General features: G+C 51.5%; 25 protein-coding genes. 17 read left to right on the top strand and 8 right to left on the bottom strand.

The genetic code is table 11. The annotated features are described in order from the left end of the window. Positions 1–215 precede the first annotated feature (215 nt). Both OGY04_RS00075 and mdtD read left to right on the top strand, forming a co-directional pair. Positions 216–920 (top strand): FadR/GntR family transcriptional regulator, encoded by a 705-nt coding sequence (locus tag OGY04_RS00075; RefSeq protein ID WP_286584507.1) that lies wholly within the window; start codon positions 216–218, stop codon positions 918–920. A 1-nt stretch (position 921) separates the two neighbouring features. Next, positions 922–2349, top strand: a complete 1428-nt coding sequence (mdtD, locus tag OGY04_RS00080; protein WP_286584509.1) for a multidrug transporter subunit MdtD — start codon at positions 922–924, stop codon at positions 2347–2349. On the opposite strand, the gene rbsR is transcribed toward mdtD, so the two are convergent. The 7 genes from rbsR to kup form a co-directional block, all read right to left on the bottom strand. Then, positions 2315–3307 (bottom strand): ribose operon transcriptional repressor RbsR, encoded by a 993-nt coding sequence (rbsR, locus tag OGY04_RS00085; RefSeq protein ID WP_003023757.1) that lies wholly within the window; start codon positions 3305–3307, stop codon positions 2315–2317. The genes mdtD and rbsR overlap by 35 nt on opposite strands. Positions 3308–3310: 3 nt before the next feature. Continuing rightward, positions 3311–4240 (bottom strand): ribokinase, encoded by a 930-nt coding sequence (gene rbsK, locus OGY04_RS00090; RefSeq protein WP_008786556.1) that lies wholly within the window; start codon positions 4238–4240, stop codon positions 3311–3313. Between the two features lie 141 nt (positions 4241–4381). Then, on the bottom strand, positions 4382–5272 hold the full coding sequence (gene rbsB / locus OGY04_RS00095; protein ID WP_003023760.1) for a ribose ABC transporter substrate-binding protein RbsB: 891 nt from the start codon (positions 5270–5272) through the stop codon (positions 4382–4384). 24 nt (positions 5273–5296) lie between these two features. Continuing rightward, entirely contained in the window at positions 5297–6262 is a 966-nt protein-coding gene (gene rbsC / locus OGY04_RS00100) for a ribose ABC transporter permease (protein ID WP_137364211.1), read from the bottom strand. 5 nt (positions 6263–6267) lie between these two features. After that, the gene (gene rbsA / locus OGY04_RS00105) at positions 6268–7773 is read right to left on the bottom strand and encodes a ribose ABC transporter ATP-binding protein RbsA (RefSeq protein ID WP_003023764.1); all 1506 of its coding nucleotides are present in this window, start codon (positions 7771–7773) and stop codon (positions 6268–6270) included. A gap of 7 nt (positions 7774–7780) precedes the next feature. Further along, the gene (gene rbsD, locus OGY04_RS00110; RefSeq protein WP_003827001.1) at positions 7781–8200 is read right to left on the bottom strand and encodes a D-ribose pyranase; all 420 of its coding nucleotides are present in this window, start codon (positions 8198–8200) and stop codon (positions 7781–7783) included. A gap of 192 nt (positions 8201–8392) precedes the next feature. Continuing rightward, positions 8393–10261, bottom strand: coding sequence for a low affinity potassium transporter Kup (gene kup / locus OGY04_RS00115; protein ID WP_003827003.1), 1869 nt, complete (start codon positions 10259–10261; stop codon positions 8393–8395). Between the two features lie 329 nt (positions 10262–10590). Between kup and ravA the strand changes: the two genes are divergently transcribed. Together ravA and viaA are read left to right on the top strand one after the other, a co-directional pair. After that, positions 10591–12087 (top strand): ATPase RavA, encoded by a 1497-nt coding sequence (gene ravA, locus OGY04_RS00120; RefSeq protein WP_020996042.1) that lies wholly within the window; start codon positions 10591–10593, stop codon positions 12085–12087. After that, positions 12081–13532 carry an ATPase RavA stimulator ViaA gene (viaA, locus tag OGY04_RS00125; protein WP_008786554.1) on the top strand — a complete coding sequence of 484 codons (1452 nt, stop codon included), beginning with the start codon at positions 12081–12083 and terminating at the stop codon, positions 13530–13532. The genes ravA and viaA overlap by 7 nt, the downstream gene beginning before the upstream one ends. Positions 13533–13535: 3 nt before the next feature. On the opposite strand, the gene asnA is transcribed toward viaA, so the two are convergent. Beyond that, positions 13536–14528, bottom strand: coding sequence for an aspartate--ammonia ligase (gene asnA, locus OGY04_RS00130; RefSeq protein WP_003827009.1), 993 nt, complete (start codon positions 14526–14528; stop codon positions 13536–13538). A gap of 151 nt (positions 14529–14679) precedes the next feature. Here asnA and asnC point away from each other — a divergent pair, with 151 nt between their 5' ends. From asnC to OGY04_RS00195, 13 genes are all read left to right on the top strand, one after another. Continuing rightward, positions 14680–15138: a transcriptional regulator AsnC gene (gene asnC / locus OGY04_RS00135; RefSeq protein WP_003023780.1), complete on the top strand. Its 459-nt coding sequence runs from the start codon at positions 14680–14682 to the stop codon at positions 15136–15138. Positions 15139–15226: 88 nt separating this feature from the next. Further along, positions 15227–15676: an FMN-binding protein MioC gene (gene mioC / locus OGY04_RS00140; RefSeq protein WP_111466311.1), complete on the top strand. Its 450-nt coding sequence runs from the start codon at positions 15227–15229 to the stop codon at positions 15674–15676. A gap of 372 nt (positions 15677–16048) precedes the next feature. Next, on the top strand, positions 16049–17938 hold the full coding sequence (mnmG, locus tag OGY04_RS00145; protein WP_003827014.1) for a tRNA uridine-5-carboxymethylaminomethyl(34) synthesis enzyme MnmG: 1890 nt from the start codon (positions 16049–16051) through the stop codon (positions 17936–17938). A gap of 102 nt (positions 17939–18040) precedes the next feature. After that, the gene (rsmG, locus tag OGY04_RS00150; RefSeq protein ID WP_003827017.1) at positions 18041–18664 is read left to right on the top strand and encodes a 16S rRNA (guanine(527)-N(7))-methyltransferase RsmG; all 624 of its coding nucleotides are present in this window, start codon (positions 18041–18043) and stop codon (positions 18662–18664) included. 614 nt (positions 18665–19278) lie between these two features. Further along, positions 19279–19659, top strand: coding sequence for a F0F1 ATP synthase subunit I (gene atpI / locus OGY04_RS00155; RefSeq protein WP_003827019.1), 381 nt, complete (start codon positions 19279–19281; stop codon positions 19657–19659). Between the two features lie 7 nt (positions 19660–19666). Further along, complete coding sequence (gene atpB / locus OGY04_RS00160) at positions 19667–20482, top strand: F0F1 ATP synthase subunit A (RefSeq protein ID WP_003023792.1); 816 nt, start codon at positions 19667–19669, stop codon at positions 20480–20482. Positions 20483–20528: 46 nt separating this feature from the next. Continuing rightward, positions 20529–20768, top strand: coding sequence for a F0F1 ATP synthase subunit C (atpE, locus tag OGY04_RS00165; RefSeq protein ID WP_003023794.1), 240 nt, complete (start codon positions 20529–20531; stop codon positions 20766–20768). A gap of 59 nt (positions 20769–20827) precedes the next feature. After that, complete coding sequence (gene atpF / locus OGY04_RS00170) at positions 20828–21298, top strand: F0F1 ATP synthase subunit B (RefSeq protein WP_003827022.1); 471 nt, start codon at positions 20828–20830, stop codon at positions 21296–21298. A gap of 14 nt (positions 21299–21312) precedes the next feature. Further along, positions 21313–21846, top strand: coding sequence for a F0F1 ATP synthase subunit delta (atpH, locus tag OGY04_RS00175; protein ID WP_003827024.1), 534 nt, complete (start codon positions 21313–21315; stop codon positions 21844–21846). A gap of 12 nt (positions 21847–21858) precedes the next feature. Further along, positions 21859–23400, top strand: a complete 1542-nt coding sequence (gene atpA, locus OGY04_RS00180) for a F0F1 ATP synthase subunit alpha (protein ID WP_003827026.1) — start codon at positions 21859–21861, stop codon at positions 23398–23400. Positions 23401–23450: 50 nt separating this feature from the next. Further along, on the top strand, positions 23451–24314 hold the full coding sequence (atpG, locus tag OGY04_RS00185) for a F0F1 ATP synthase subunit gamma (RefSeq protein ID WP_006687765.1): 864 nt from the start codon (positions 23451–23453) through the stop codon (positions 24312–24314). A 26-nt stretch (positions 24315–24340) separates the two neighbouring features. Beyond that, positions 24341–25723, top strand: a complete 1383-nt coding sequence (gene atpD / locus OGY04_RS00190; RefSeq protein WP_003023806.1) for a F0F1 ATP synthase subunit beta — start codon at positions 24341–24343, stop codon at positions 25721–25723. A 20-nt stretch (positions 25724–25743) separates the two neighbouring features. Next, positions 25744–26163: a F0F1 ATP synthase subunit epsilon gene (locus tag OGY04_RS00195; RefSeq protein ID WP_003023809.1), complete on the top strand. Its 420-nt coding sequence runs from the start codon at positions 25744–25746 to the stop codon at positions 26161–26163. Positions 26164–26439: the final 276 nt, after the last annotated feature.

Here is a 26439-nt window from a genome sequence, read left to right on the forward strand (position 1 = left end):
GCTTGTAATCCGTTGTTCCGTGTCAGTGGAGGCGCATTATAGGGAGTTATTTCAGGCTGACAAGGGGAAATTTAAAATAACTTTCCGAGTGCGTGTTTTTTCACCAAAACAACCATTAACATGCCATAAAATAAGCAAATTGCCGTTTTTGCAGCCGCAATCACACTTCCAGGTGGCATACTAATGAATAAGAAAAAGAGTAAGGAAGAACATTCATGCCGTTAAATGCCCAACAGCTAGCCGCACAGAAAAACTTGTCCTACGTTCTGGCCGAAAAGCTGGCTCAGCGAATATTAAAAGGTGAATACGCGCCGGGTGCGATATTGCCTGGCGAAATAGAGCTGGGCGATCAGTTTGGCGTGAGTCGCACCGCGGTAAGAGAGGCGGTAAAAACATTAACGGCAAAAGGTATGGTATTACCGCGCCCACGTATTGGCACACGCGTCATGCCGCAAGCAAACTGGAACTTCCTTGACCAGGAGCTACTCACCTGGTGGATGACGGAAGATAATTTCCCGCAGGTCATTAAACATTTTCTGGTGATGCGTATCAGCCTGGAGCCTCAGGCGTGCTTACTGGCAGCGACCATAGGTACGGCTGAACAGAAAGCGCACCTCAACACGCTGATGGAAGAGATGGTCGAGCTGAAAAGAAACTTCAGACGCGAACGCTGGATTGAGGTTGATATCGCCTGGCATGAGCACATCTATGAAATGAGTGCGAATCCGTTCCTTATTTCCTTTGCATCTCTGTTCCATTCGGTTTACCAGACCTACTTTACCTCTATTACCTATAACGATGTGGTGAAACTGGATTTGCACCAGGCCATTGTCGATGCAATAAATGATAACGATGGCGATCGCGCCTTTGCTGCCTGTCAGGCATTGCTGATAGCACCGAACGTGCTACCGGATAAATAATATGTCAGAAAAGAAATCTCGCAGTATGGCCGGGCTACCGTGGATAGCAGCCATGGCCTTTTTTATGCAGGCACTAGACGCCACGATCCTCAATACCGCCCTACCCGCAATAGCACATAGTCTTAACCGCTCTCCACTCGCCATGCAGTCGGCCATTATCAGCTATACCCTGACTGTCGCGATGCTGATCCCGGTAAGTGGTTGGCTGGCAGACCGATTTGGTACCCGACGCGTCTTTATGATTGCCGTTAGCCTGTTTACGTTGGGATCGCTGGCCTGTGCGCTGTCCAGTTCCTTAAGCGAGCTGGTGATTTTCCGTGTCATTCAGGGGATCGGTGGCGCCATGATGATGCCCGTTGCCCGTCTGGCGTTATTGCGTGCTTACCCCCGCAGCGAACTGCTTCCCGTGCTTAACTTCGTCACCATGCCAGGACTTGTGGGGCCGATTTTAGGTCCGGTATTGGGCGGTGTACTGGTTACATGGGCCAGTTGGCACTGGATCTTCCTGATTAATATTCCAATTGGCATTGCCGGTATCTTCTATGCCCGCAAATATATGCCGAACTTCACCACGCCACGCCGCGGTTTTGATATGACCGGTTTCTTTCTGTTTGGTTTGAGCCTGGTGTTGTTTTCCAGCGGCGTTGAATTGTTCGGTGAGAAGCTTGTCGAGACCTGGGTCGCACTCGGTATTATTCTTGCCAGTGTGTTGTTACTACTCGCCTATATTCGCCATGCGCGTCGCCACCCAACGCCGCTGATATCGCTTCCGATATTTAAGACTCGGACCTTTTCTGTTGGGATCGCCGGAAACCTCGCCACTCGCCTGGGCACAGGCTGCGTGCCCTTCTTAATGCCGCTGATGTTGCAGGTAGGATTTGGATATCCGGCTCTGATAGCCGGCTGCATGATGGCGCCAACAGCGTTGGGTTCAATTCTGGCAAAATCCATGGTGACGCAGGTTCTGCGCAAACTCGGCTACAGGACCACATTGGTGGGTGTTACGGTATTTATCGGCCTGATGATTGCGCAGTTCGCTTTGCAATCTCCTGTCATGCCGATCTGGATGCTAATCCTGCCGTTGTTCATTTTAGGTATGGCGATGTCCACCCAGTTTACTTCAATGAATACCATCACTCTGGCGGATCTGACCGATGAAAATGCCAGCAGCGGCAACAGCGTATTGGCTGTTACTCAGCAGTTATCAATCAGTTTAGGGGTTGCCATCAGCGCCGCCGTTCTGCGTATCTATGAAGGTATGGAAGGAACCAATACGGTCGAACAGTTCCACTACACCTTTATGACGATGGGCGCTATCACGGTAATATCCGCGCTGATGTTCATGCTGCTAAAAGCCAAAGATGGACGTAACCTGATCAAAGATCGGCACAAACCTAAACCGACCCCCGCTCCATCAGAACAGGAGTAAGCTGCAAACGCTGTTGCTGTAATGCGGGCTGCGCCATCCGGTGAATTAATACATCGATGGCCAGTTCGCCCAATTCATCTTTTGGTTGGTGGATGGTCGTCAGGGGCGGCGTCATATAGCGCGCCAGCTCGATATCATCGTAACCCACCACAGCCATATCCTGCGGAATGCGCAATCCTGACTGGTACAGAGCCTGATACGCGCCAACTGCCATTGCATCATTGCCGGTAAAAACGGCCTGCGGTCGCTGTTTATGCGACAGCAACGTTTGCATAGCTTCAAAGCCGCCGCCGAACTCAAAGTCACCGGTAATCTCATAGCCTTCCGGGACAGGCAACCCCGCCCGCTTCATTGCTGCCCGATATCCTTCCAGACGCAAACGCGCCGGGGTTTTATCCAGCGGCCCGGTGATGCAGGCAATGCGCGTAAACCCTTTTTCGATAAGATGTTGCGTGGCTAAATCCCCGCCCAGCAAGGAGTTATCCTGAATCAGATCGCTTTCACCATCAAAAGGCGACCAGTCCATCATCACGGTCGGTATAGAAGGATAACGCTGCATTATCTCTCTGGAAGGCTGATGTGTTTCGGTGCAGAGCAGCAACAAGCCGTCCACACGTTTTTGCATCAGAGTTTCCAGGTTACGGTTCATGCGCTGTTCATCGCCTTCGGTATTGCACAGCACCAGGCTGTAGCCGCGCTCAAAACAGCTACGTTCAACGCCGCGCACTAGTTCAGAATAGAAGGGATTGGTACTGGCAGTGATTAACATGCCAATCGTGCGGGTCTGGTTTAACTTGAGGCTACGCGCCAGCGCGGAGGGCGCGTAGTTAAGCGCTTTAATTGCAGCTTCTACTTTGTCAGTGACGGACTCACTGACAAAGCGATCTTTATTAATGACGTGAGAAACCGTCGACGTGGAAACACCCGCCAGGCGGGCGACGTCCTTCATTGTAGCCAAGCGTTACCTCTGTTGACTTAAAAACGCTTCTATTTCTTCGCGCCACGGAACGGAAGGCTGTGCGCCTTTACGGGTAACCGCAATCGCCGCAGCGGCATGCGCAAAGCGGATCGCTTCAGGCAGCGGAGTCTCTTCCAGCAACGCTGTAATTAACGCGCCATTAAAGGTGTCTCCAGCGGCAATAGTATCAACGGCTTCCACTTTAAAACCGGGCACACGCTGACCTTCACCATTAACGCTGGCCCACACACCGCGACTACCTAAAGTAATCAGTACAGTATGGATACCTTTAGCGTGCAATGCCTGCGCCGCTTTGGCCGCGTCTTCATCATTTTCGACCCGGATCCCCGTCAGCTTTTCAGCCTCGGTTTCATTCGGGGTAATAATATCCACCAGCGCCAGCAGTTCATCAGAAAGTTCACGAGCCGGTGCCGGGTTCAGGGCGACCATGGTCTTATTTTGATGTGCAATCTTTGCTGCAGTCAGTACGCTTTCGATCGGCGATTCTAACTGCATCAGTAAGGCGGAGGCCTGCGCAATGCGATCGCGCTGTGCTTCCACCAGCGCTGGCGAAAGAGCTGCGTTTGCACCGGCGTGAATGCCGATAACGTTCTCACCTTCACCATTCACAAAAATCAGTGCCACACCGGTCGATTCCCCCGAAATTACGCTAATCGGCGCAATATCGATGTTGTCTTTGGCTAACTGTTTACGCACACTTTCGCCAATATCATCATCGCCCGTACAGGCAATGAATGCGATATTCGCGCCACTACGACCCGCAGCAACAGCCTGATTCGCGCCTTTACCGCCAAATGCGACCTGATAATGGCTACCTGTTACGGTTTCGCCAGGTGTCGGGAAAGAGTTAAGGTTAAGGATGTGATCGGCATTGATACTGCCAAGAACAACGAGGTTGCCTGCGGTTTTCATATTTGGTGTTCCAAGTCAAAGTGCGCCACCGGGTTAGGGTGGCGCGTGCCCTGCTTTTCTTTTTACGCTTTCATCCCCGAAACCAGATACGGGGATAGCGTATTTATGTCTCCATCAGGCCGCGAGCGACCTGAATCGGTATTACTGCTTGATGACCAGCTTCAGGTCAACCGGATATTTAGCCTGAACCTTCTCGCCTTTCAGGACTTTATCTGCAGTCTCAACGCCTTTCGCGCCGATCTGATCCGGCAACTGAGCAATGGTCGCAGCCAGTTTGCCATCATTTACTGCTTTTTCGCCATCTGGAGTGCCGTCAAATCCAACCACCATCACATCAGATTTACCCGCGGTTTGCAGTGCGCGCAGCGCACCCAGCGCCATTTCATCGTTCTGGGCAAATACGGCCTGCACATCAGGATGAGCGGTCAGCAGGTTCTGCATGACGTTCAGACCTTTGGTGCGGTCGAAATCTGCCGGCTGGCTGGCCAGTACGTTAAATTTGTGTGCCGCAACGGCCTGCTGGAAACCTTCGCCACGCTCACGCGCCGCTGAAGTTCCGGCAATCCCTTGCAGTTCGATAACTTTCGCGCCTTCACCTGCTTTCTTCGCGATGTAATCACCCGCAATTTTGCCACCCAACACGTTATCAGACGCGATGTGGCTTACCACTTCGCCTTTGGAGGCAACACGGTCAAGGGTAATAACCGGAATTTTTGCCTGGTTAGCCATCTTCACAGCATTACCAACGGCATCAGAGTCAGTCGGGTTGATCAGCAGAATTTTAGTTCCACGAACCGTTAAGTCCTGAACGTTAGCCAGCTCTTTCGCCGGGTTGTTCTGCGAGTCCAGAATCACCAGGTTGTAACCCAGCTTATCCGCCTCTTTTTGCGCCCCATCCTTCAGAGAAACAAAGAACGGGTTGTTGAGGGTGGAGACCACCAGCGCAATGGTATCTTTCGCCATCGCATTCGCGCTCACGGTGGCGCTCAGCGCAACAGCAGAAACCAGGGTAGCCAGTTTTTTCATGTTCATATTTAAGATGTCCTGTAATCGTTGTTACTGCTTTTTGTTGTCTACCAGTACCGCCAGCAAAATCACCACCGCTTTGACGATCATCTGGTAATAGGAGGATACACCTAACAAATTCAAACCATTATTGAGGAAACCAAGAATCAATGCGCCGATCAGCGTCCCAACAATACGTCCTTTACCACCCGACAGGCTGGTACCGCCTAACACCACCGCTGCGATAGCATCCAGCTCATAGCCAGTACCTGCCGTCGGTTGTGCGGAGGAGAGTCGCGCGACTTCAATGATGCCCGCCAGCGATGCCAGAAGACCGCACAGTGAGTAAACGATAATTTTGATTTTACTGACGCTGATACCAGACAAACGCGTTGCCGCTTCGTTACCGCCCAGCGCGTAGATATAACGGCCCAGACGAGTGTGGTGCAGCATGTACCACGCCGCGAGGAAGACAATCCCCATGATCCACACTGGCGTAGGGATGCCTAACGGACGACCAATACCAAACCAGCCAAACAGATCGGCATTGTCAGTAAACCCGGTATTAACCGGACTGCCGTTGGTGTACACCATGGTCACGCCGCGCAGCAACAGCATCATCACCAGCGTTGCAATAAACGCCTGCACCCGGCCTTTCGCAACAATCACCCCGGTGACTGCGCCAATGGCAGCGCCGAGCGCCAGGGCTGCAGCAACAGCCACCAGCGCATTGACCTCAATCCCTACAATTGAAGCCGCAACCGCGCCGGTAAGCGCCAGCAAGGAACCGACGGACAGATCGATACCCGACGTCAGGATAACCAGCGTCATGCCAACGGCCATGATGGCGTTCACCGACGTTTGCTGGAGAATGTTGAACAGGTTATTAACGGTAAAAAAGTTAGGGCTCATGGTGGAAACAATCGCGATCAGCACTAACAGAGCGATGAGCGACTTTTGCTCCAGAAGCCATGCTTTAGTGAAATAACGGCGACCAGAAACAGCCTGGGTAGTCATCTTTTTTACTCCTGATTCACGCGATTAAGCTTGCCCACAGCGGCAGCCATTAATACTTCCTGAGTGGCCTGCTCGCGAGTGAACTCACCGCCGAGATGCCCTTCATGCATAACGATAATTCGATCGCTCATGCCCAATACTTCTGGCATCTCAGAGGAGACCAGAATGATACTCAGCCCGTCAGCCTTAAACTGGTTGATAAGCTGATAGATTTCTTTCTTGGCTCCAACGTCAACGCCGCGCGTTGGTTCATCAAGGATCAGCACCTTTGGCCGGGTCATCAGACCGCGCGCAATCGCCACTTTCTGCTGGTTACCACCGGAAAGCAGGCCGATAGCCTGTTCCATTGATGGTGTTTTAACATTGAACAGACGAATAAAATCACCCACCGCCTGCTGCTCATCTTTATGTTTCAGGCTTCCACCGGCGCGGCTGAAATAACGCAGCGCGGTCAGTGACATGTTCTCTTTCACCGACATACCCAGCACTAAGCCATCGCGTTTACGGTCTTCAGAAATATAGACGATGCCGTTAGCCAACCCATCCTGCGGCGAACGGGTAACCACTTCATGGCCATCAAGCGTGACGTAACCGCTGGTGCGCGGCAATGCGCCGTACAACACTTTCATCAGTTCGGTACGTCCGGCCCCCATCAGCCCGGATACGCCAAGGATCTCGCCTTTACGCAGCGTGAACGAAACATCGTTTACGCCAGGACCGCACAGGTTATCGACCTTCAGGCGAATATCACCCGGCGCTTTTTCCAGGCGCGGGTACTGATCTTCCAGCTTACGTCCCACCATCATTTCAATCAGCGAGTCTTCAGTCAGCGAGGCAACTTCACGTTCGGCAATAAACTGCCCGTCACGGAAGACGGTTACGTCGTCGCAAATCTCGAAAATCTCTTTCATACGGTGAGAAATATAGACAATGCCGCGTCCCTGGGATTTCAGTTCGCGGATGACGCGGAACAGGGATTCGGTTTCGGTATCGGTGAGGGCATCCGTCGGTTCATCCATAATGATGACCTTCGATTCAAAGCTCAGCACTTTGGCAATTTCGACCATCTGCTGATCGCCAATCGACAGCTCACCAACCAGTCTGTCGCTTTTAAAGCGCAGATTCAGTTTGGCGAGCAGCAGATCGGCTTCGGCGTACATCTTCTTCCAGTCAATTTTGCCAAAGCGATTCACAAACTCACGGCCAAGAAAAATGTTCTCGGCGATAGTGAGTTGCGGGATCAGGTTCAGCTCCTGGTGGATGATACCGATTCCGGCTTCCTGGGAGGATTTCGGGCCGTTAAAGGTGGTCTCTTTCCCCAGCCACAATAAAGAACCGGCATCACGGGTATAGATCCCGGTCAGCACTTTCATCATGGTGGATTTGCCCGCGCCGTTTTCGCCCACCAGCGCCATTACGCGGCCAGGGTAGACATTCAGCGCGGCGCCGGATAGCGCTTTTACGCCCGGGAACGCTTTATCGATCCCTTTGAGTTGCAGTAATGCGTTCATGATGGCCTCAGAACGTGACGCCAGCACAGAGAATGATATTCGCATACGGAGAACATTCTCCGCTGCGAATTACCGCCTGACTGTCTGCGGTTTGTTTTTTGAATTGTTCATGCGTGGTGTAACGAATTTCTATGGTGTTTCCCTGGTGTTGTTGCAGTTGCTCAATGTGGCTGAGCAACGTTTCGTGGAGTTGCGGATTATGTTGTTTAATTTCCGACGCGAGAATGGCTGCCTCGACCTGCATTTCACGTGTGACCACATCCAGTACCTGCATAAAAGAAGGTACGCCCTGGGTTAATGCCATATCAATACGCGTTGTGCTGTTCGGGATGGGTAAACCTGCATCACACACCACCAGCGTATCGGTATGCCCCAGACGGGAGATCACCGTTGAAATTTCAGAGTTGAGTACCGTGCCTTTCTTCATTTTCTTTCCCCACTAGCGAAACGTTTCGCTGGAGATAAGTGTAGTGCGAAGAGTGGACAGAAAACCACCGCGACGTTACGAAAATGTGATCGCCATCGAAACGTTTCGCAAGGATTATCATTTGATGAAATGAAAACTGAGAGGGGCAAAACAAAACGCCCCCTTTCGCGATGAAAGAGGGCGTCGATGAGATTAAATCTCTACCTGAGTACCAAGCTCAATAACCCGGTTCGGTGGGATTTCAAACTGGTCCGGCGCGCGCAGCGCGTTGCGCTGTAGCAGCAGATACAGCTTGCCGCGCAGACGCAGGTACCATGGCCGCTTGCCTACAATCAACGACTCATGCGACATGAAGAAGGACGTTTCCATCATCCGACAGCTTAAGCCTTCCAGACCGCAGCGATGGAACACTTCCTCCACGTTCGGCGTTTCGCGCCAACCGTAGCTGGCCACCACGCGCCAGAAGGTGGGCGATAACTGCTCAATCTGCACCCTACGCACGTTGTGAACATAGGGTGCATCTTCCGTGCGCAGCGTCAGCAGAATAACGCGCTCATGCAGCACCTTGTTATGCTTGAGGTTATGCAGAAGCGCAAACGGGATGACGTTCAGTGCGCGGGACATATACACCGCCGTTCCCGGCACGCGTACCGGTGGCGATTTCTCCAGAGAAGCAATCATCGCCTCCAGAGAGTTACCGTGCTCATGCATGCGACGCAGCAGACGGAAGCGTTCGCTTTTCCAGGTGGTCATGATGGTGAACATCACCAGACCCAGCGTCAGAGGCAGCCAACCGCCGGAAATAAGCTTATCGAGGTTCGCAGAGAACAGCGGAACATCGACGCACAAGAACGCCACCAGGATCAGGAAGACGAAGTATTTATTCCAGTGCCAGTTTTTGCGCGCCACGGTGGTAGACAGAATAGATGTCAGTACCATCGTCCCCGTTACCGCAATCCCATACGCCGCGGCCAGATTACTGGAGTGTTCAAAGCTCACAATCACGATAACTACCGCAAAATAGAGCATCCAGTTAACGAAAGGAATGTAAATCTGGCCCGATTCCATTTCCGAGGTATGGATGATACGCATCGGCGATAAATACCCCAGACGTACGGCCTGACGCGTCAGCGAGAAGACGCCGGAGATAACCGCCTGAGAGGCGATAACCGTTGCCAGCGCGGCGAGGATCAACAATGGAATTAATGCCCAGTCCGGCGCCAGCAGGAAAAACGGGTTTTTGATCGCTTCAGGATGCTTTAACAGCAACGCGCCCTGCCCAAAATAGTTCAGCACCAGTGAAGGCAATACCACGGAGAACCATGCCAGACGAATCGGCAATTTACCGAAGTGGCCCATATCCGCATACAGCGCTTCAACACCGGTAATCGACAGCACCACCGCACCCAGCGCGATAAAGGACAGCGTTTTGAATTCGAGGAAGAAATGCACCGCCCAATACGGATTGAGCGCCTGCAGCACTTCCGGATTGCCAATAATACTGCGCACACCTAATACCGCGAGCGTCAGGAACCATAGCAGCATAATCGGCGCAAACAGCTTACCGACCATGCCGGTACCGTGTTTTTGAATCAAAAACAGCAGGGTCAGCACAATTATTGAGAGCGGAACAATCCAGGTATCCAGTTGCGGGGCAACTATCTCCAGACCTTCAATTGCAGACATCACCGAAATAGCTGGCGTAATCACCACTTCACCATAGAAGAAGCTGCCGCCTATCAATCCCATAATGACCAGCATGGAGGTTGTTCGCGCCGAGGTATTGCGCCCGGCCAATGACATCAGCGTCAGGATCCCGCCTTCTCCGGCGTTATCTGCGCGCATGACAAACGTCAGGTATTTAATGGAGACAACAAAGATCAGCAGCCAGAAAATCAGCGAGAGAAAACCAAATACGGCATCACGTTCAACGCCAAAACCAAACTGGCCGGACAAACATTCACGAAGCGTATAAAGTGGGCTGGTACCAATATCACCGTAGACAACCCCAATGGCCGCAAGGGTAATCGCAGACAATGATTGTTTATTATCAGTGCTCATAGACTCGTCTTTCGTTTATACACATCATCTCTCAAGCCACTCCGTGTGGGCTGCATTCGTTATTCCCCCCATCCCAGAAGAAAACTCCATTGCCGCCTTGGTGCAGCTTGATTGATTTGGTGTATATATAAGAAATGTGTGCGTCGTCCCTTGGCCCACAAAAAGGCGCACAGTATGCACGATTAATCACAAAATCGTACCCCTAAATGAGACCAGATTAATCTGGCTCAAAGAAAAATAAGCGCACCTTCAGTCTATTACTGCAATGGTGTGAAGCATCTATACTCGCAGTTTATGCAGTACATTTGGCGAAAGGACGCCACTTCATTATGGCTCACCCACATTTATTAGCGGAAAGAATTTCCCGTCTGAGCAATGCGCTGGAAAAGGGACTTTATGAACGTAGCCACGCCATTCGTCTGTGTCTGCTGGCAGCACTCAGCGGCGAGAGCGTTTTCTTATTAGGCCCCCCGGGGATCGCAAAAAGCTTAATTGCCCGCCGACTGAAGTTTGCCTTCCAAAACGCACGCGCCTTTGAATACCTGATGACGCGCTTCTCTACGCCCGAAGAGGTGTTTGGTCCGCTGTCCATTCAGGCATTAAAAGATGAAGGTCGCTATGAACGCTTAACGGCGGGCTATCTTCCTGAAGCTGAAATCGTTTTTCTCGATGAAATCTGGAAAGCAGGCCCGGCAATCCTTAACACCCTGTTGACCGCCATTAACGAACGTCACTTCCGTAACGGCGCGTATGAAGAAAAAATTCCAATGCGTCTGCTGGTGGCGGCTTCCAACGAACTGCCTGAAGCCGACAGCAGCCTGGAAGCGCTGTACGACCGTATGCTGATTCGTCTGTGGCTGGATAAAGTTCAGGACAAGGCCAATTTCCGCTCCATGCTGTTAAGTCAGCAGGATGAAAGCGACAATCCGGTCCCGGCATCATTGCAGGTGACGGATGAAGAGTATCACCAGTGGCAAAAAGACATTGGTGCCATCAAGCTTCCCGATCGCGTGTTTGAGCTCATTTTCACGCTGCGCCAACAGTTGGACGTGTTACCGAATGCTCCTTATGTGTCCGATCGTCGCTGGAAAAAAGCGATCCGCTTACTCCAGGCCAGCGCTTTCTTTAGCGGACGCGATGCGGTAGTACCTATCGACCTGATCCTGCTGAAAGATTGCCTGTGGTACGACGCACAAAGCCTGAATCTGATGCAACAGCAGCTTGAAATATTGATGACCGGACACGCCTGGCAACAGCAAGCCATGCTGACGCGCCTGGGCAGCATTGTGCAGCGCCGCATTCAGCTCCAGCAGCAGCAAAGCGATAAAACGGCGTTCACGGTGATCCGCCAGGGCGGAATGTTCAGCCGTCGTCCTCATTATGATTTACCGCCAGAAGCCTCGTCTTCTGTCGTGACATTACTGCTGCAAAAGCCTTTAAAACTGCATGATATGGAAGTTATCCATATAGCTTTCGAACGTGGTGCGCTGGAACTGTGGCTAACAAAAGGCGGTGAGATCCGCGGAAAACTAAACGGGATCGGCTTTGCCCAAACGCTGAATATGGAAGTCGATAGCGCACAGCATCTGGTTGTACGCGATGTCAGTTTACAAGGTTCTCGCCTGGCGCTGCCGGGTGCTTCGCAAGAGAGTATGCCCGCAGAGATAAAACAGGAGCTTGAAGCGCTCGATAATGAGTGGCATCAGCAGCACAGCGCATTCAGCGAACAGCAAAAATGCCTGTTTATTCATAGCGACTGGTTAGGCCGCATTGAGGCCAGCCTGCAGGATGTCGGGGCGCAAATCCGCCAGGCGCAACAATGCTGACCCTTGATACGCTCAACATCATGCTGGCAGTCAGCGAAGAGGCAATGATCGAAGAGATGATCGTCGCCCTGCTGGCTTCCCCAAAGATGGTGGTATTTTTTAAAAAATTTCCTCGCCTTAAAAAAGCGATCACTGACGACATTCCCCGCTGGCGTGAATCATTGCGTAGCCGCCTCAAAGATACCCATGTACCGCCGGAGCTGATGGAGGAGGTTATGTGCTATCAACAAAGCCAGCTCCTCTCTCATGCGCAGTTTATCGTTCAGCTACCGCAAATATTATCGCTATTGCACCGCCTTCATTCGCCTTGGGCCGGGCAAGCGCAGCAACTGGTCAATGACAACAGCACCTTTACGCCCGCACTACATACGCTTTTTCTCCAGCGCTGGCGCCTGAGCCTGGTGGTGCAAACCACAACGCTAAATCAGCAACTGCTGGAAGAAGAGCGCGAGCATTTGCTCAGTGAAGTACAAGAACGGATGACCCTCAGCGGGCAACTGGAACCTGTACTGGCAGAAAATGACAACGCAGCAGGCCGGTTGTGGGATATGAGCGCGGGCCAAATCAAGCGCGGTGATTATCAGTTGATGGTGAAATACGGCGAATTTCTGACGCAACAACCCGAACTCCAGCGCCTGGCCGAGCAGTTAGGTCGTTCCAGAGAGGCGAAATCCGTGCCGCGTAAAGATGCGCCAATGGAAACCTTCCGTACCCTGGTGCGCGAACCGGCAACCGTCCCGGAGCAGGTGGATGGCATCCAGCAAAGTGACGATATCCTGCGCCTGCTACCGCCAGAGCTGGCCACGCTGGGCATTACCGAACTGGAATACGAGTTCTACCGACGGCTGGTGGAAAAGCAACTGCTCACCTACCGCCTGCACGGCGAAGCATGGCGTGAGAAAGTAACGGAACGTCCGGTGGTGCATCAGGATTTTGACGAGCAGCCGCGCGGGCCTTTTATCGTCTGCGTTGATACCTCGGGATCGATGGGCGGATTTAATGAGCAGTGTGCGAAAGCCTTTTGTCTGGCGCTAATGCGCGTCGCCCTTGCCGATAACCGGCGCTGTTTCATTATGCTGTTTTCAACAGAAGTGGTGCGCTATGAGCTTTCCGGTCCGGAGGGCATCGAACAGGCGATCCGCTTTTTAAGTCAGCGCTTTCGTGGCGGCACTGATATTGCCAGCTGTTTTCGCGCCATAATTGAGCGCATGCAGGGTCGGGAATGGTTTGATGCAGATGCGGTGGTAATCTCAGATTTTATCGCTCAGCGATTGCCCGATGAGGTCGTCAATAAAGTGGGTGAATTACAGCGGGTGCACCAGCACCGTTTTCACGCGGTGGCGATGTCAGCACATGGCAAACCCGGCATCATGCGCATTTTCGATCATATCTGGCGCTTTGATACCGGGATGCGAAGCCGCCTGCTCAGACGCTGGCGGCGTTAATTGTTACAGCAGAGATGCGACGCTTTCACGTACCTGGGCTGGCCATACGCCACACTGAACCTGACCAATGTGAGGTAATTGCAGCAACAGCATGGTCAGACGCGACTGCCCAATGCCGCCACCAATTGTCTGCGGCATTTCACCGCGCAGCAGCGCCTGGTGCCACTCCAGACTCAGGCGATCTTCATCACCGGTCAGAGACAGCTGGTGTTTCAGGGCGTCAGCATCCACACGAATCCCCATAGAAGACAGCTCAAACGCATCTTCCAGAACCGGGTTCCAGACCAGAATATCACCGTTCAGACCGGCATGACCCAGCTCGGACGCTGAACTCCAGTCGTCATAATCCGGCGCACGTACGTCATGACGGTGACCGTCACTGAGCTTACCGCCGATCCCCACCAGGAATACCGCACCCAGCTCTTTAGCGATCGCACGTTCACGACCTTTTGCATCAAGATCCGGATAACGAGATAACAGCTCCTGGCTATGAACAAAGTGGATCTGCTCTGGCAGGAACGGTGCCAGACCAAACTCTTTGCTAACCGCAGCTTCGGTGGCCTTAATTCCCGCCCAGATAGCCTCTACCGTGCTTTTCAGAGTGGAGAATTGACGCTCACCGTCACCCATCACGCGCTCCCAGTCCCACTGGTCAACGTACACTGAGTGCAGCGGGGAGAGGCGATCTTCATCGGGACGCAGGGCTTTCATGTGCGTGTACAGCCCCTCGCCTGCGCTAAAGTCGTGTTGTCCTAACGTTTGACGCTTCCACTTCGCCAGTGAATGAACCACTTCGAATTGAGCGTCTGGCAATGCTTTAACCTTCACCTGCACCGCTTTTTCACAGCCCGACAAGTTATCCTGCGTACCATCTCCAACGCGGCTGAGGATCGGCGCCTGAACTTCGATCAGGCCTAAACGCTCTTCCAGCTGGCGAGAAAAATGAGATTTTACGAAGCTAATTTGACGTTGTTTGGCAATGTAAGCGGTTTTCATTATGTGTACTCCTGTGTCCTGTTGCCTATGATTAAGCAACAGAATGGAGGTAATATTCAATAATCAACAAACAAAAAGCCGACTTCGATTTTGATTCGTTAAAAATTAAGTCTAAAATAGAGGGAATCATTAATCTACATAAGAAAAACCTATGGAAAATTATCAGATCGACAATCTGGACCGCGGCATTCTTGACGCCTTAATGGAAAATGCTCGTACCGCCTACGCAGAATTAGCCAAACAGTTCGGCGTCAGCCCAGGAACAATTCACGTTCGCGTAGAAAAGATGAAGCAGGCGGGGATCATTACCGGCGCGCGGATTGATGTCAGTCCCAAACAATTGGGTTATGACGTCGGCTGCTTTATCGGCATCATCCTGAAAAGTGCGAAAGACTATCCGTCAGCGCTGGCCAGACTGGAAAGCCTCGATGAAGTGACCGAAGCGTATTACACCACCGGGCACTACAGCATCTTTATTAAGGTGATGTGTAAGTCGATCGACGCATTGCAGCAGGTACTTATCAACAAGATCCAAACAATTGACGAAATTCAGTCCACGGAAACTCTGATCGTCCTGCAAAACCCGATCATGCGTACCATCAAGCCGTGATCGCTTTTTTTAATACCCTGGTTTTCCACAGGTAGATCCCAGCTCGCTCACAGCGTACAATACGCCCTCTTTATAAAGGTGGGCGATCATGGCAGACATCACTCTTATCAGCGGTAGTACGCTTGGCAGTGCGGAATATGTAGCAGAGCATCTGGCTGAAAAGCTGGACGACGCCGGTTTTTCCAGCGAAATACTGCATGGGCCAATGCTTGAAGAGGTTCCGACTGACGGGATCTGGCTGATTATCAGCTCCACGCACGGTGCGGGAGATATTCCTGACAACCTGCAGCCTTTATATGATGCGTTACGCGAGCAAAAGCCGGACCTGTCACACGTACGCTTTGGTGCAATCGGGATCGGTAGTCGTGAATATGACACCTTTTGCGGCGCAATCGACAAACTGGAAGCCGAATTGAAGGCCTGTGGGGCAAAACAGATCGGCGAAACACTCAGGATCAACGTGCTGGAACATGAAATTCCGGAAGATCCGGCAGAAATTTGGCTGGGATCGTGGCATCCGTTGCTCAGAGATTTGTAAAGATCGTACTTTTTTATGTGGATAACTCTGGTTAAAAGCTTGGATCAACCGGTAGTTATCCCAAGAACAACCGTTGTTCAGTTTTTGAGTTGTGTATAACCCTTCATTCTGATCCCAGCTTATACGGACCAGGATCACCGATCATTCACAGCTAATGATCCTCAGCAACCTGTTGATCTTACTTAAAGGATCGTCCTTATCCACAGAAAGGTGCGATCCTAATAAGAGATCACAATAAAACAGATCTCTAAATAAAAAGATCTTCTTTTTAATACCCAGGATCCCAGGTCTTTCTCCATCGACTAAAGTTGAGTAGAATCCACGGCCCGGGCTTCAATCCATTTTCACACCGCGTTATGCGAGGCAATTACCATGTTTTATCAGGATCCTTTTGACGTCATCATCATTGGCGGGGGTCATGCAGGCACCGAGGCCGCAATGGCCGCGGCGCGAATGGGTCAACAGACTCTGCTTTTGACACACAATATCGACACTCTGGGGCAGATGAGCTGCAACCCGGCGATCGGCGGTATTGGGAAGGGACACCTGGTAAAAGAAGTGGATGCGCTTGGTGGGTTGATGGCAAAAGCGATCGACCACGCGGGTATCCAGTTTAGGATACTAAACGCAAGCAAAGGGCCAGCTGTTCGCGCTACCCGAGCTCAGGCCGATCGTGTGCTCTATCGCCAGGCGGTACGCACTGCGCTGGAGAATCAACCTAACCTGATGATCTTCCAGCAGGCGGTTGAAGATCTGATTGTTGAAAACGATCGCGTTGTGGGTGCAGTAACCCAAATGGGACTGAAGTTCCGTGCCAAAGCGGTCGTATTAACTGTGGGGACTTTCCTCGACGGCAAAATTCATATTGGTCTGGATAACTACAGCGGTGGCCGCGCTGGCGATCCGCCATCCATCCCGCTGTCACGCCGTCTGCGTGAACTGCCGCTGCGCGTCAGCCGCCTGAAAACCGGTACACCGCCGCGTATCGATGCGCGCACGATTGATTTCAGCGTGCTCGGCCAGCAAAACAGCGATAACCCGATGCCGGTCTTCTCATTCCTGGGCGATGCTTCTCAACATCCGCGCCAGATGCCGTGTTACATCACTCATACCAATGAGAAAACCCATGACGTGATCCGCAATAACCTCGATCGTAGCCCAATGTACGCTGGCGTGATCGAAGGTATCGGCCCACGCTACTGCCCGTCGATCGAAGACAAAGTAATGCGCTTTGCCGATCGTAACCAGCATCAGATCTTCCTCGAACCGGAAGGACTGACCTCTAACGAAATTTACCCGAATGGCATCTCCACCAGCCTGCCGTTCGATGTGCAGATGCAAATTGTCCGCTCCATGCAGGGGATGGAAAATGCCAGAATCGTCCGCCCAGGCTACGCGATTGAGTATGATTTCTTCGATCCGCGTGACCTGAAACCTACTCTGGAAAGCAAATTCATCCAGGGTCTGTTCTTTGCGGGCCAGATTAACGGTACAACCGGTTATGAAGAAGCCGCTGCACAAGGCATGTTGGCAGGTCTGAACGCCGCACGCTTGTCTGCCGAAAAAGAGGGTTGGGCACCGCGTCGCGATCAGGCTTATCTTGGCGTGCTGGTGGACGACCTGTGTACGCTGGGTACCAAAGAACCGTACCGTATGTTCACATCTCGCGCTGAATATCGTCTGATGCTGCGTGAAGATAACGCCGACCTGCGTCTGACCGAAATTGGTCGTGAACTGGGTCTGGTGGACGATGAGCGCTGGGCTCGCTTCAACGAGAAACTGGAGCGTATCGAACAGGAACGCCAACGTCTTAAATCAACCTGGGTGAATCCGTTAGCGGAGTCCGCAGCAGAAGTGAATGCTCACCTGGCTACACCTCTGTCACGTGAAGCGAGCGGTGAAGATCTGCTGCGTCGCCCGGATATGACCTATGCTCAGTTGACCTCTTTATCTGCGTTCGCACCCGCGCTTGATGATGCTCAGGCCGCGGAACAGGTTGAGATTCAGGTGAAATATGAAGGGTATATTGCCCGTCAGCTGGAAGAAATTGAAAGACAACAGCGCAATGAAAACACCCTGTTGCCTGCAACGCTGGATTATCGTCAGGTCTCTGGCTTGTCGAATGAAGTTATCGCTAAGCTGAACGATCACAAACCCGTCTCGATCGGTCAGGCATCGCGTATTTCCGGCATAACGCCTGCCGCCATCTCCATTCTGCTGGTATGGCTGAAAAAACAAGGTATGCTGCGCCGCAGCGCTTGATAACACTATTTTGGCGGGAGCGCTTCGCTTGCCCGCCGTACAAATTTGTAGGCCCGATAAGCGAAAGCGCATCGGGCATTTGATTATTAACAGGTAACGACCGTGCTCAACAAACTCTCTCGTCTGCTGGCTGATGCCGGTATTTCTCTTACCGATCACCAGAAAAATCAGCTGATTGCGTATGTCGATATGCTGCACAAATGGAACAAAGCCTACAACCTGACGTCGGTGCGGGATCCAAACGAAATGCTGGTACGCCATATTCTGGACAGCATTGTCGTTGCACCGTATCTGAAGGGTGAGCGTTTTATCGATGTAGGTACGGGACCGGGCCTGCCGGGAATTCCGCTTTCTATAGTGCGTCCAGAAGCGCATTTCACACTGCTCGATAGCCTGGGAAAACGCGTTCGTTTCTTGCGTCAGGTGCAGCATGAGCTTGCGCTTACTAACATCACTCCTGTGCAAAGTCGGGTTGAAGAATTTCCTTCAGAACCGCCGTTTGATGGGGTGATTAGCCGTGCTTTCGCTTCACTCAATGATATGGTGAGCTGGTGTCACCATTTGCCGGGCCAGAATGGGCGTTTTTATGCGCTAAAAGGGCAGTTGCCTGCAGATGAAATTGATTCGCTGCCAGCAGAATTCAGCGTTGAGTCCGTCGAAAAATTACGCGTTCCGCAGTTGGATGGTGAACGTCATTTGGTGGTTATTAAGCCAAACAAAATTTAATTTTTATCAAAAAAAATAGAGAAAAAACGGCTTTTCAGGTGTTAAAAGTCATAGGTAATAGTGTGGTTAAATGTCGTTACATTTCACTAGTGCCTTACGGTTTTGCATCATAACTATAACGTACCGTTTTTTGTTAAAAGCGAAACAAGTCAGCTGTGAAAATATCAGTCTGCTAAAAATAGAACGTAAGAATCACCGTTCGTGTTAATTTTTTATTATAAATGTCAATGAGCGGTTTTTTTGTTGTTAGGCGTTGTTTTTGAAATAGTGGCTATTTTTACGCTTAAATATCAAAAAGATGAAAAGGCATCAATTGCCACGTAAATAAATTATGCGAAGGTGAATATGTTCAATATGTGATCTGGTGCACGCTTTGACGCCAGTGTTTTCGCGGCATTTGCAGTTTTGCATGATCGTTCACAGTTTGCCTAAAAGTAATAAATGTGGGGCAGCGAAAAATATTTAAACATTTATTCACTTTTTAGCTACTTATTGTTTGAAATCACGAAGGCGCACCGTATAATTTGTCCGCTTTTTGATGCTTGACTCTAAGCCATAAAGAACGTTTTATACGACACGCGGCATACCTCGAAGGGAGCAGGAGTAAAAACGTGATGTCTATGTCGCTCTTGAGTCGAAACGTTGCTCGTAAGCTTTTGCTCACACAGCTTCTGGTTGTAATAGCAAGTGGATTGCTGTTTAGCCTCAAAGACCCTTTCTGGGGCATCTCCGCGTTGTGTGGAGGATTGGCAGTGTTACTGCCTAATGTGTTGTTTATGATATTTGCCTGGCGTCACCAGGTACATACACCAGCGAAGGGCCGAGTAGCCTGGTCGTTCGCTTTCGGCGAAGCCTTCAAGGTATTAGCGATGCTGGTGTTGTTGGTGGTGGCGTTGGCTGTTTTGAAAGCGGTATTCATGCCGCTGATCGTTACGTGGGTTTTGGTGCTGGTGGTTCAGATACTGGCGCCGGCTGTAATTAACAACAAAGGGTAAAGGCATCATGGCTTCAGAAAATATGACGCCGCAGGATTACATAGGACACCATCTGAATAACCTTCAGTTGGACCTACGTACATTCTCGCTGGTGGATCCGCACAACCCCCCAGCCACCTTCTGGACGCTCAATATTGACTCCATTTTCTTCTCGGTGGTTCTGGGTCTGTTGTTCCTGCTTATGTTCCGTAGCGTAGCCAAAAAGGCGACCAGCGGCGTACCAGGTAAATTTCAGACCGCGATTGAGCTGGTAATCGGCTTTGTGCATGGTAGCGTGAAAGACATGTACCATGGCAAAAGTAAGCTGATTGCTCCGCTGGCCCTGACGATTTTCGTCTGGGTATTCCTGATGAACTTGATGGATTTGCTGCCTATCGACCTGCTGCCGTACATCGGTGAGCATATCTTTGGCCTACCGGCTCTGCGTGTGGTTCCGTCTGCTGACGTGAACATCACCCTGTCGATGGCGCTGGGCGTATTTATCCTCATTCTGTTCTACAGCATCAAAATGAAAGGCATCGGTGGCTTCGCGAAAGAGTTGACGCTGCAGCCGTTCAATCACTGGGCGTTCATCCCTGTCAACTTAATCCTTGAAGGGGTAAGCCTGCTGTCCAAACCAATCTCTCTTGGTCTGCGACTGTTCGGCAACATGTATGCCGGTGAGCTGATTTTCATTCTGATTGCTGGTCTGTTGCCGTGGTGGTCACAGTGGATCCTGAATGTGCCTTGGGCCATTTTCCACATACTGATTATCACGCTGCAAGCCTTCATATTTATGGTTCTGACGATTGTCTATCTGTCGATGGCATCTGAAGAGCATTAATTTACCAACACTACTACGTTTTAACTGAAACAAACTGGAGACTGTCATGGAAAACCTGAATATGGATCTGCTGTACATTGCTGCCGCTGTGATGATGGGTCTGGCGGCAATCGGTGCTGCGATCGGTATCGGCATCCTCGGGGGTAAATTCCTGGAAGGCGCAGCGCGTCAACCGGATCTGATTCCTCTGCTGCGTACTCAGTTCTTTATCGTTATGGGTCTGGTGGATGCAATCCCAATGATCGCTGTAGGTCTGGGTCTGTACGTGATGTTTGCTGTCGCGTAGTAAGCGTTGCTTGAATTAAGAGCAATATCAGAACGTTAACTAGATAGAGGCATTGTGCTGTGAATCTTAACGCAACAATCCTCGGCCAGGCCATCGCGTTTGTCCTGTTCGTTCTGTTCTGCATGAAGTACGTATGGCCGCCATTAATGGCTGCCATCGAAAAACGTCAAAAAGAAATTGCTGACGGCCTTGCTTCTGCAGAACGAGCACATAAGGATCTTGACCTTGCAAAGGCCAGCGCGACCGACCAGCTGAAAAAAGCGAAGGCGGAAGCTCAGGTAATCATCGAGCAGGCGAACAAACGCCGTGCTCAGATCCTGGACGAAGCTAAAACTGAAGCAGAGCAGGAACGTACTAAAATCGTGGCACAGGCGCAGGCGGAAATTGACGCCGAGCGTAAACGTGCTCGCGAAGAGCTGCGTAAGCAAGTTGCTATCCTGGCTGTTGCTGGCGCCGAGAAGATCATCGAACGTTCCGTGGATGAAGCTGCTAATAGCGACATCGTGGACAAACTTGTCGCTGAACTGTAAGGAGGGAGGGGCTGATGTCTGAATTTATTACGGTAGCTCGCCCCTACGCCAAAGCAGCTTTTGACTTTGCCGTTGAGCACCAAAGCATTGACCGTTGGCAGGATATGTTGACGTTCGCCGCTGAGGTGACAAAAAACGAACAAATGGCAGAGCTTCTCTCTGGCGCGCTGGCGCCGGAAACGCTCGCTGAGTCGTTTATCGCCGTGTGCGGTGAGCAGCTGGACGAAAGCGGCCAAAACCTGATTAGGGTTATGGCTGAAAATAACCGTCTGAATGCGCTCCCGGATGTTCTTGAGCAGTTTATTCACCTGCGTGCAGCCAGTGAGGCTATCTCTGAGGTAGAAGTCACTTCTGCCAATGCACTGAGTGATGAACAGCTTACGAAGATTAGTGCTGCGATGGAAAAACGTCTGTCACGCAAAGTTAAGCTGAATTGCAAAATCGATAAGTCTGTAATGGCAGGCGTAATCATCCGAGCGGGTGATATGGTCATTGATGGCAGCGTACGCGGCCGTCTTGAGCGCCTTGCAGACGTCTTGCAGTCTTAAGGGGACTGGAGCATGCAACTGAATTCCACCGAAATCAGCGAACTGATCAAGCAGCGCATTGCTCAGTTCAGTGTTGTGAGCGAAGCTCATAACGAAGGTACTATTGTTTCTGTAAGTGACGGTGTTATCCGCATTCACGGCCTGGCCGATTGTATGCAGGGTGAGATGATTTCCCTGCCGGGTAACCGTTACGCTATCGCACTGAACCTGGAGCGCGACTCCGTAGGTGCAGTTGTGATGGGTCCATACGCTGACCTCGCCGAAGGCATGAAGGTTAAGTGTACGGGTCGTATTCTGGAAGTTCCGGTTGGCCGTGGCCTGCTGGGTCGTGTGGTGAACACTCTGGGTTCCCCGATTGACGGTAAAGGTCCGGTTGATAACGATGGCTTCTCGCCAATCGAAGTTATCGCACCAGGCGTAATCGAACGTCAGTCCGTCGACCAGCCAGTACAGACCGGTTATAAATCTGTTGATGCCATGATCCCAATCGGTCGTGGCCAGCGTGAGCTGATCATCGGTGACCGTCAGACAGGTAAAACTGCGATGGCAATCGATGCCATCATCAACCAGCGTGATTCCGGCATCAAATGTGTGTACGTGGCTATCGGCCAGAAAGCGTCCACCATTTCCAACGTGGTTCGTAAACTGGAAGAACACGGCGCACTGTCCAACACCATCGTTGTTGTGGCGACCGCGTCTGAATCTGCTGCACTGCAATACCTGGCACCATATGCCGGTTGCGCAATGGGCGAATACTTCCGTGACCGCGGTGAAGATGCACTGATCGTTTATGATGACCTGTCTAAACAGGCTGTTGCTTACCGTCAGGTTTCCCTGCTGCTGCGTCGTCCGCCAGGACGTGAAGCATTCCCGGGCGACGTATTTTACCTCCACTCCCGTCTGCTGGAACGCGCATCCCGCGTAAACGCGGAATACGTTGAGAAGTTCACCAATGGTGAAGTTAAAGGTAAAACCGGCTCCCTGACCGCTCTGCCGATTATCGAAACCCAGGCGGGTGACGTTTCTGCGTTCGTTCCGACTAACGTAATTTCCATTACCGATGGTCAGATCTTCCTGGAAACCAACCTGTTTAACTCCGGTATTCGTCCGGCAGTTAACCCGGGTATCTCCGTATCTCGTGTTGGTGGTGCAGCGCAGACCAAGATCATCAAGAAACTGTCCGGTGGTATTCGTACCGCTCTGGCACAGTATCGTGAACTGGCAGCGTTTTCTCAGTTCGCTTCCGACCTGGATGAAGCTACTCGTAAGCAGCTGAGCCATGGTCAGAAAGTAACTGAACTGCTGAAGCAGAAACAGTATGCGCCAATGTCTGTTGCACAGCAGGGTGTGGTGCTGTTTGCGGCTGAACGCGGTTACCTCGAAGATGTGGAACTGGCGAAAATCGGTAGCTTCGAAGCCGCTCTGCTGGCTTACGTTGACCGTGACCACGCTCCGCTGATGCAAGAGATCAACCAGTCCGGTGGCTATAACGATGAAATCGAAGGCAAGCTGAAAGCTATCCTCGATTCCTTCAAGGCAACCCAGTCCTGGTAACGTCTGGCGGTCTGCTTTAGGGCGGACCGCAAGGCATTGAGGAGAAGCTCATGGCCGGCGCAAAAGAGATACGTAGTAAGATCGCAAGCGTCCAGAACACGCAGAAGATCACTAAAGCGATGGAGATGGTCGCCGCTTCCAAAATGCGTAAATCGCAGGATCGCATGGCGGCCAGCCGTCCTTATGCAGAGACCATGCGCAAAGTGATTGGTCACCTTGCGAATGGTAATCTGGAATATAAGCACCCTTACCTGGAAGAACGCGACGTTAAACGCGTGGGCTACCTGGTGGTGTCGACCGACCGTGGTCTGTGCGGTGGCTTGAACATTAACCTGTTCAAAAAGCTGCTGGCGGATATGAAAACATGGTCCGATAAAGGCGTTCAGTGCGATATCGCAATGATTGGCTCTAAGGGCGTGTCTTTCTTTAACTCCGTTGGCGGAAACGTGATCGCTCAGGTAACCGGCATGGGGGATAACCCTTCCCTGTCCGAACTGATCGGTCCGGTTAAAGTGATGCTGCAGGCCTACGATGAAGGTCGTCTGGACAAACTGTACGTTGTCAGCAACAAATTTATTAACACCATGTCTCAGACGCCAACCATCACTCAACTGCTGCCTCTGCCGGCATCAGATGATGATGAATTGAAGCGTAAATCCTGGGATTACCTGTATGAGCCAGACCCGAAAGCGCTGCTGGATACCTTGCTGCGTCGTTATGTCGAGTCTCAGGTTTATCAGGGCGTGGTAGAAAACCTGGCCAGCGAGCAGGCCGCACGTATGGTGGCGATGAAAGCCGCGACCGACAATGGCGGCAGCCTGATTAAAGAGCTGCAGTTGGTATACAACAAAGCTCGTCAGGCCAGCATTACTCAGGAACTCACCGAAATCGTCGGTGGTGCATCCGCGGTATAACCAGGTTAATTCGTAGAGGATTCAAGATGGCTACTGGAAAAATTGTCCAGGTAATCGGCGCCGTGGTTGACGTCGAATTCCCTCAGGATGCCGTACCGCGCGTGTACGATGCTCTTGAGGTTATGAATGGTAAAGAGAGCCTGGTGCTGGAAGTTCAGCAGCAGCTCGGCGGCGGTATCGTACGTACCATCGCCATGGGTTCTTCCGACGGTCTGCGTCGTGGTCTGGAAGTTAAAGACCTCGAACACCCGATCGAAGTCCCGGTAGGTAAAGCAACCCTGGGTCGTATCATGAACGTCCTGGGTCACCCGATCGACATGAAAGGCGATATCGGTGAAGAAGAGCGTTGGGCTATCCACCGCGCAGCACCTTCCTACGAAGAGCTGTCCAGCTCTCAGGAACTGCTGGAAACCGGCATCAAAGTTATCGACCTGATGTGTCCGTTCGCTAAGGGCGGTAAAGTCGGTCTGTTCGGTGGTGCGGGTGTAGGTAAAACCGTAAACATGATGGAGCTGATCCGTAACATCGCGATCGAACACTCCGGTTACTCCGTGTTTGCGGGCGTAGGTGAACGTACTCGTGAGGGTAACGACTTCTACCACGAAATGACCGACTCCAACGTACTGGACAAAGTGTCCCTGGTATATGGCCAGATGAACGAGCCGCCGGGAAACCGTCTGCGCGTTGCACTGACCGGTCTGACCATGGCTGAGAAGTTCCGTGACGAAGGTCGTGACGTTCTGCTGTTCGTTGATAACATCTACCGTTACACCCTGGCCGGTACAGAAGTATCTGCACTGCTGGGTCGTATGCCATCAGCGGTAGGCTACCAGCCGACCCTGGCGGAAGAGATGGGTGTTCTTCAGGAACGTATCACCTCTACCAAAACCGGTTCTATCACCTCCGTTCAGGCGGTATACGTACCTGCGGATGACTTGACTGACCCGTCCCCAGCAACCACCTTTGCTCACTTAGATGCAACCGTGGTACTGAGCCGTCAGATCGCTTCTCTGGGTATCTACCCGGCAGTTGACCCGCTGGACTCCACCAGCCGTCAGTTGGATCCGCTGGTTGTTGGTCAGGAACACTACGACACCGCGCGTGGCGTACAGTCCCTGCTGCAGCGTTATCAGGAACTGAAAGACATCATCGCCATCCTGGGTATGGATGAACTGTCTGAAGAAGATAAACTGGTGGTAGCACGCGCGCGTAAGATCCAGCGCTTCCTGTCCCAGCCGTTCTTCGTTGCGGAAGTATTCACCGGTTCTCCGGGTAAATACGTTTCCCTGAAAGACACCATCCGTGGCTTTAAAGGCATCATGGAAGGCGAATACGACCACCTGCCAGAGCAGGCGTTCTACATGGTTGGTTCTATCGACGAAGCCGTGGAAAAAGCCAAAAAACTTTAACGCCTTAATCGGAGGGTGATATGGCAATGACTTACCACCTGGACGTCGTCAGCGCAGAGCAACAAATGTTCTCTGGTCTGGTCGAGAAAATCCAGGTAACGGGTAGTGAAGGTGAACTGGGTATTTTCCCGGGTCACGCACCGCTGCTCACCGCCATTAAGCCTGGTATGATCCGCATCGTTAAACAGTTCGGTCATGAAGAGTTTATCTATCTGTCCGGCGGCATTCTTGAAGTGCAGCCTGGCAGCGTGACCGTACTGGCTGATACCGCGATTCGCGGACAGGATCTCGATGAAGCGAGAGCCCTGGAAGCGAAGCGTAAGGCTGAAGAGCACATTAAGAGCTCTCATGGTGACGTGGATTACGCTCAGGCATCTGCGGAACTGGCCAAAGCGATCGCGAAACTGCGCGTTATCGAGTTGACCAAAAAAGCGATGTAACACCGGCTTGAAAAGCACAAAGGCCAGTCTGGTTTCCAGGCTGGCTTTTTTTATGGCTTGGTTACAGGAAATATGTAAATAAAAAGCAGTTTTATTGTTTCGTGATTTAGATCATAAAAATATTGATTGGTTAAAAAATGAGGCGTAGACTCTTTTTTATGTGATGTATGTCACATAATGAACTCAGATAAAAAAAGAGATACCAACATGAAATTGATCAACAAAATCATCGCCCTGTTCAGCAATATGAGTTTTTAGTCTTTCCCCGCCAGCTCT

Origin of the sequence: Citrobacter sp. Cpo091, from assembly GCF_030332645.1 — a bacterium.
In the GTDB taxonomy this organism is placed as follows: domain Bacteria; phylum Pseudomonadota; class Gammaproteobacteria; order Enterobacterales; family Enterobacteriaceae; genus Citrobacter; species Citrobacter portucalensis.

Excerpts from the sequence above, each read along its gene's own strand:
- rbsA (WP_003023764.1), bottom strand. The coding sequence starts at position 7,773 with ATGAACGCATTACTGCAACTCAAAGGGATCGATAAAGCGTTCCCGGGC.
- OGY04_RS00075 (WP_286584507.1), top strand. The coding sequence starts at position 216 with ATGCCGTTAAATGCCCAACAGCTAGCCGCACAGAAAAACTTGTCCTAC.
- kup (WP_003827003.1), bottom strand. The coding sequence starts at position 10,261 with ATGAGCACTGATAATAAACAATCATTGTCTGCGATTACCCTTGCGGCC.
- atpH (WP_003827024.1), top strand. The coding sequence starts at position 21,313 with ATGTCTGAATTTATTACGGTAGCTCGCCCCTACGCCAAAGCAGCTTTT.
- rbsD (WP_003827001.1), bottom strand. The coding sequence starts at position 8,200 with ATGAAGAAAGGCACGGTACTCAACTCTGAAATTTCAACGGTGATCTCC.
- asnC (WP_003023780.1), top strand. The coding sequence starts at position 14,680 with ATGGAAAATTATCAGATCGACAATCTGGACCGCGGCATTCTTGACGCC.
- atpI (WP_003827019.1), top strand. The coding sequence starts at position 19,279 with ATGTCTATGTCGCTCTTGAGTCGAAACGTTGCTCGTAAGCTTTTGCTC.
- atpE (WP_003023794.1), top strand. The coding sequence starts at position 20,529 with ATGGAAAACCTGAATATGGATCTGCTGTACATTGCTGCCGCTGTGATG.
- atpD (WP_003023806.1), top strand. The coding sequence starts at position 24,341 with ATGGCTACTGGAAAAATTGTCCAGGTAATCGGCGCCGTGGTTGACGTC.
- OGY04_RS00195 (WP_003023809.1), top strand. The coding sequence starts at position 25,744 with ATGGCAATGACTTACCACCTGGACGTCGTCAGCGCAGAGCAACAAATG.
- mdtD (WP_286584509.1), top strand. The coding sequence starts at position 922 with ATGTCAGAAAAGAAATCTCGCAGTATGGCCGGGCTACCGTGGATAGCA.
- rbsB (WP_003023760.1), bottom strand. The coding sequence starts at position 5,272 with ATGAACATGAAAAAACTGGCTACCCTGGTTTCTGCTGTTGCGCTGAGC.
- mioC (WP_111466311.1), top strand. The coding sequence starts at position 15,227 with ATGGCAGACATCACTCTTATCAGCGGTAGTACGCTTGGCAGTGCGGAA.
- asnA (WP_003827009.1), bottom strand. The coding sequence starts at position 14,528 with ATGAAAACCGCTTACATTGCCAAACAACGTCAAATTAGCTTCGTAAAA.
- atpB (WP_003023792.1), top strand. The coding sequence starts at position 19,667 with ATGGCTTCAGAAAATATGACGCCGCAGGATTACATAGGACACCATCTG.
- mnmG (WP_003827014.1), top strand. The coding sequence starts at position 16,049 with ATGTTTTATCAGGATCCTTTTGACGTCATCATCATTGGCGGGGGTCAT.
- ravA (WP_020996042.1), top strand. The coding sequence starts at position 10,591 with ATGGCTCACCCACATTTATTAGCGGAAAGAATTTCCCGTCTGAGCAAT.
- rbsC (WP_137364211.1), bottom strand. The coding sequence starts at position 6,262 with ATGACTACCCAGGCTGTTTCTGGTCGCCGTTATTTCACTAAAGCATGG.
- atpG (WP_006687765.1), top strand. The coding sequence starts at position 23,451 with ATGGCCGGCGCAAAAGAGATACGTAGTAAGATCGCAAGCGTCCAGAAC.
- viaA (WP_008786554.1), top strand. The coding sequence starts at position 12,081 with ATGCTGACCCTTGATACGCTCAACATCATGCTGGCAGTCAGCGAAGAG.
- atpA (WP_003827026.1), top strand. The coding sequence starts at position 21,859 with ATGCAACTGAATTCCACCGAAATCAGCGAACTGATCAAGCAGCGCATT.
- rbsK (WP_008786556.1), bottom strand. The coding sequence starts at position 4,240 with ATGAAAACCGCAGGCAACCTCGTTGTTCTTGGCAGTATCAATGCCGAT.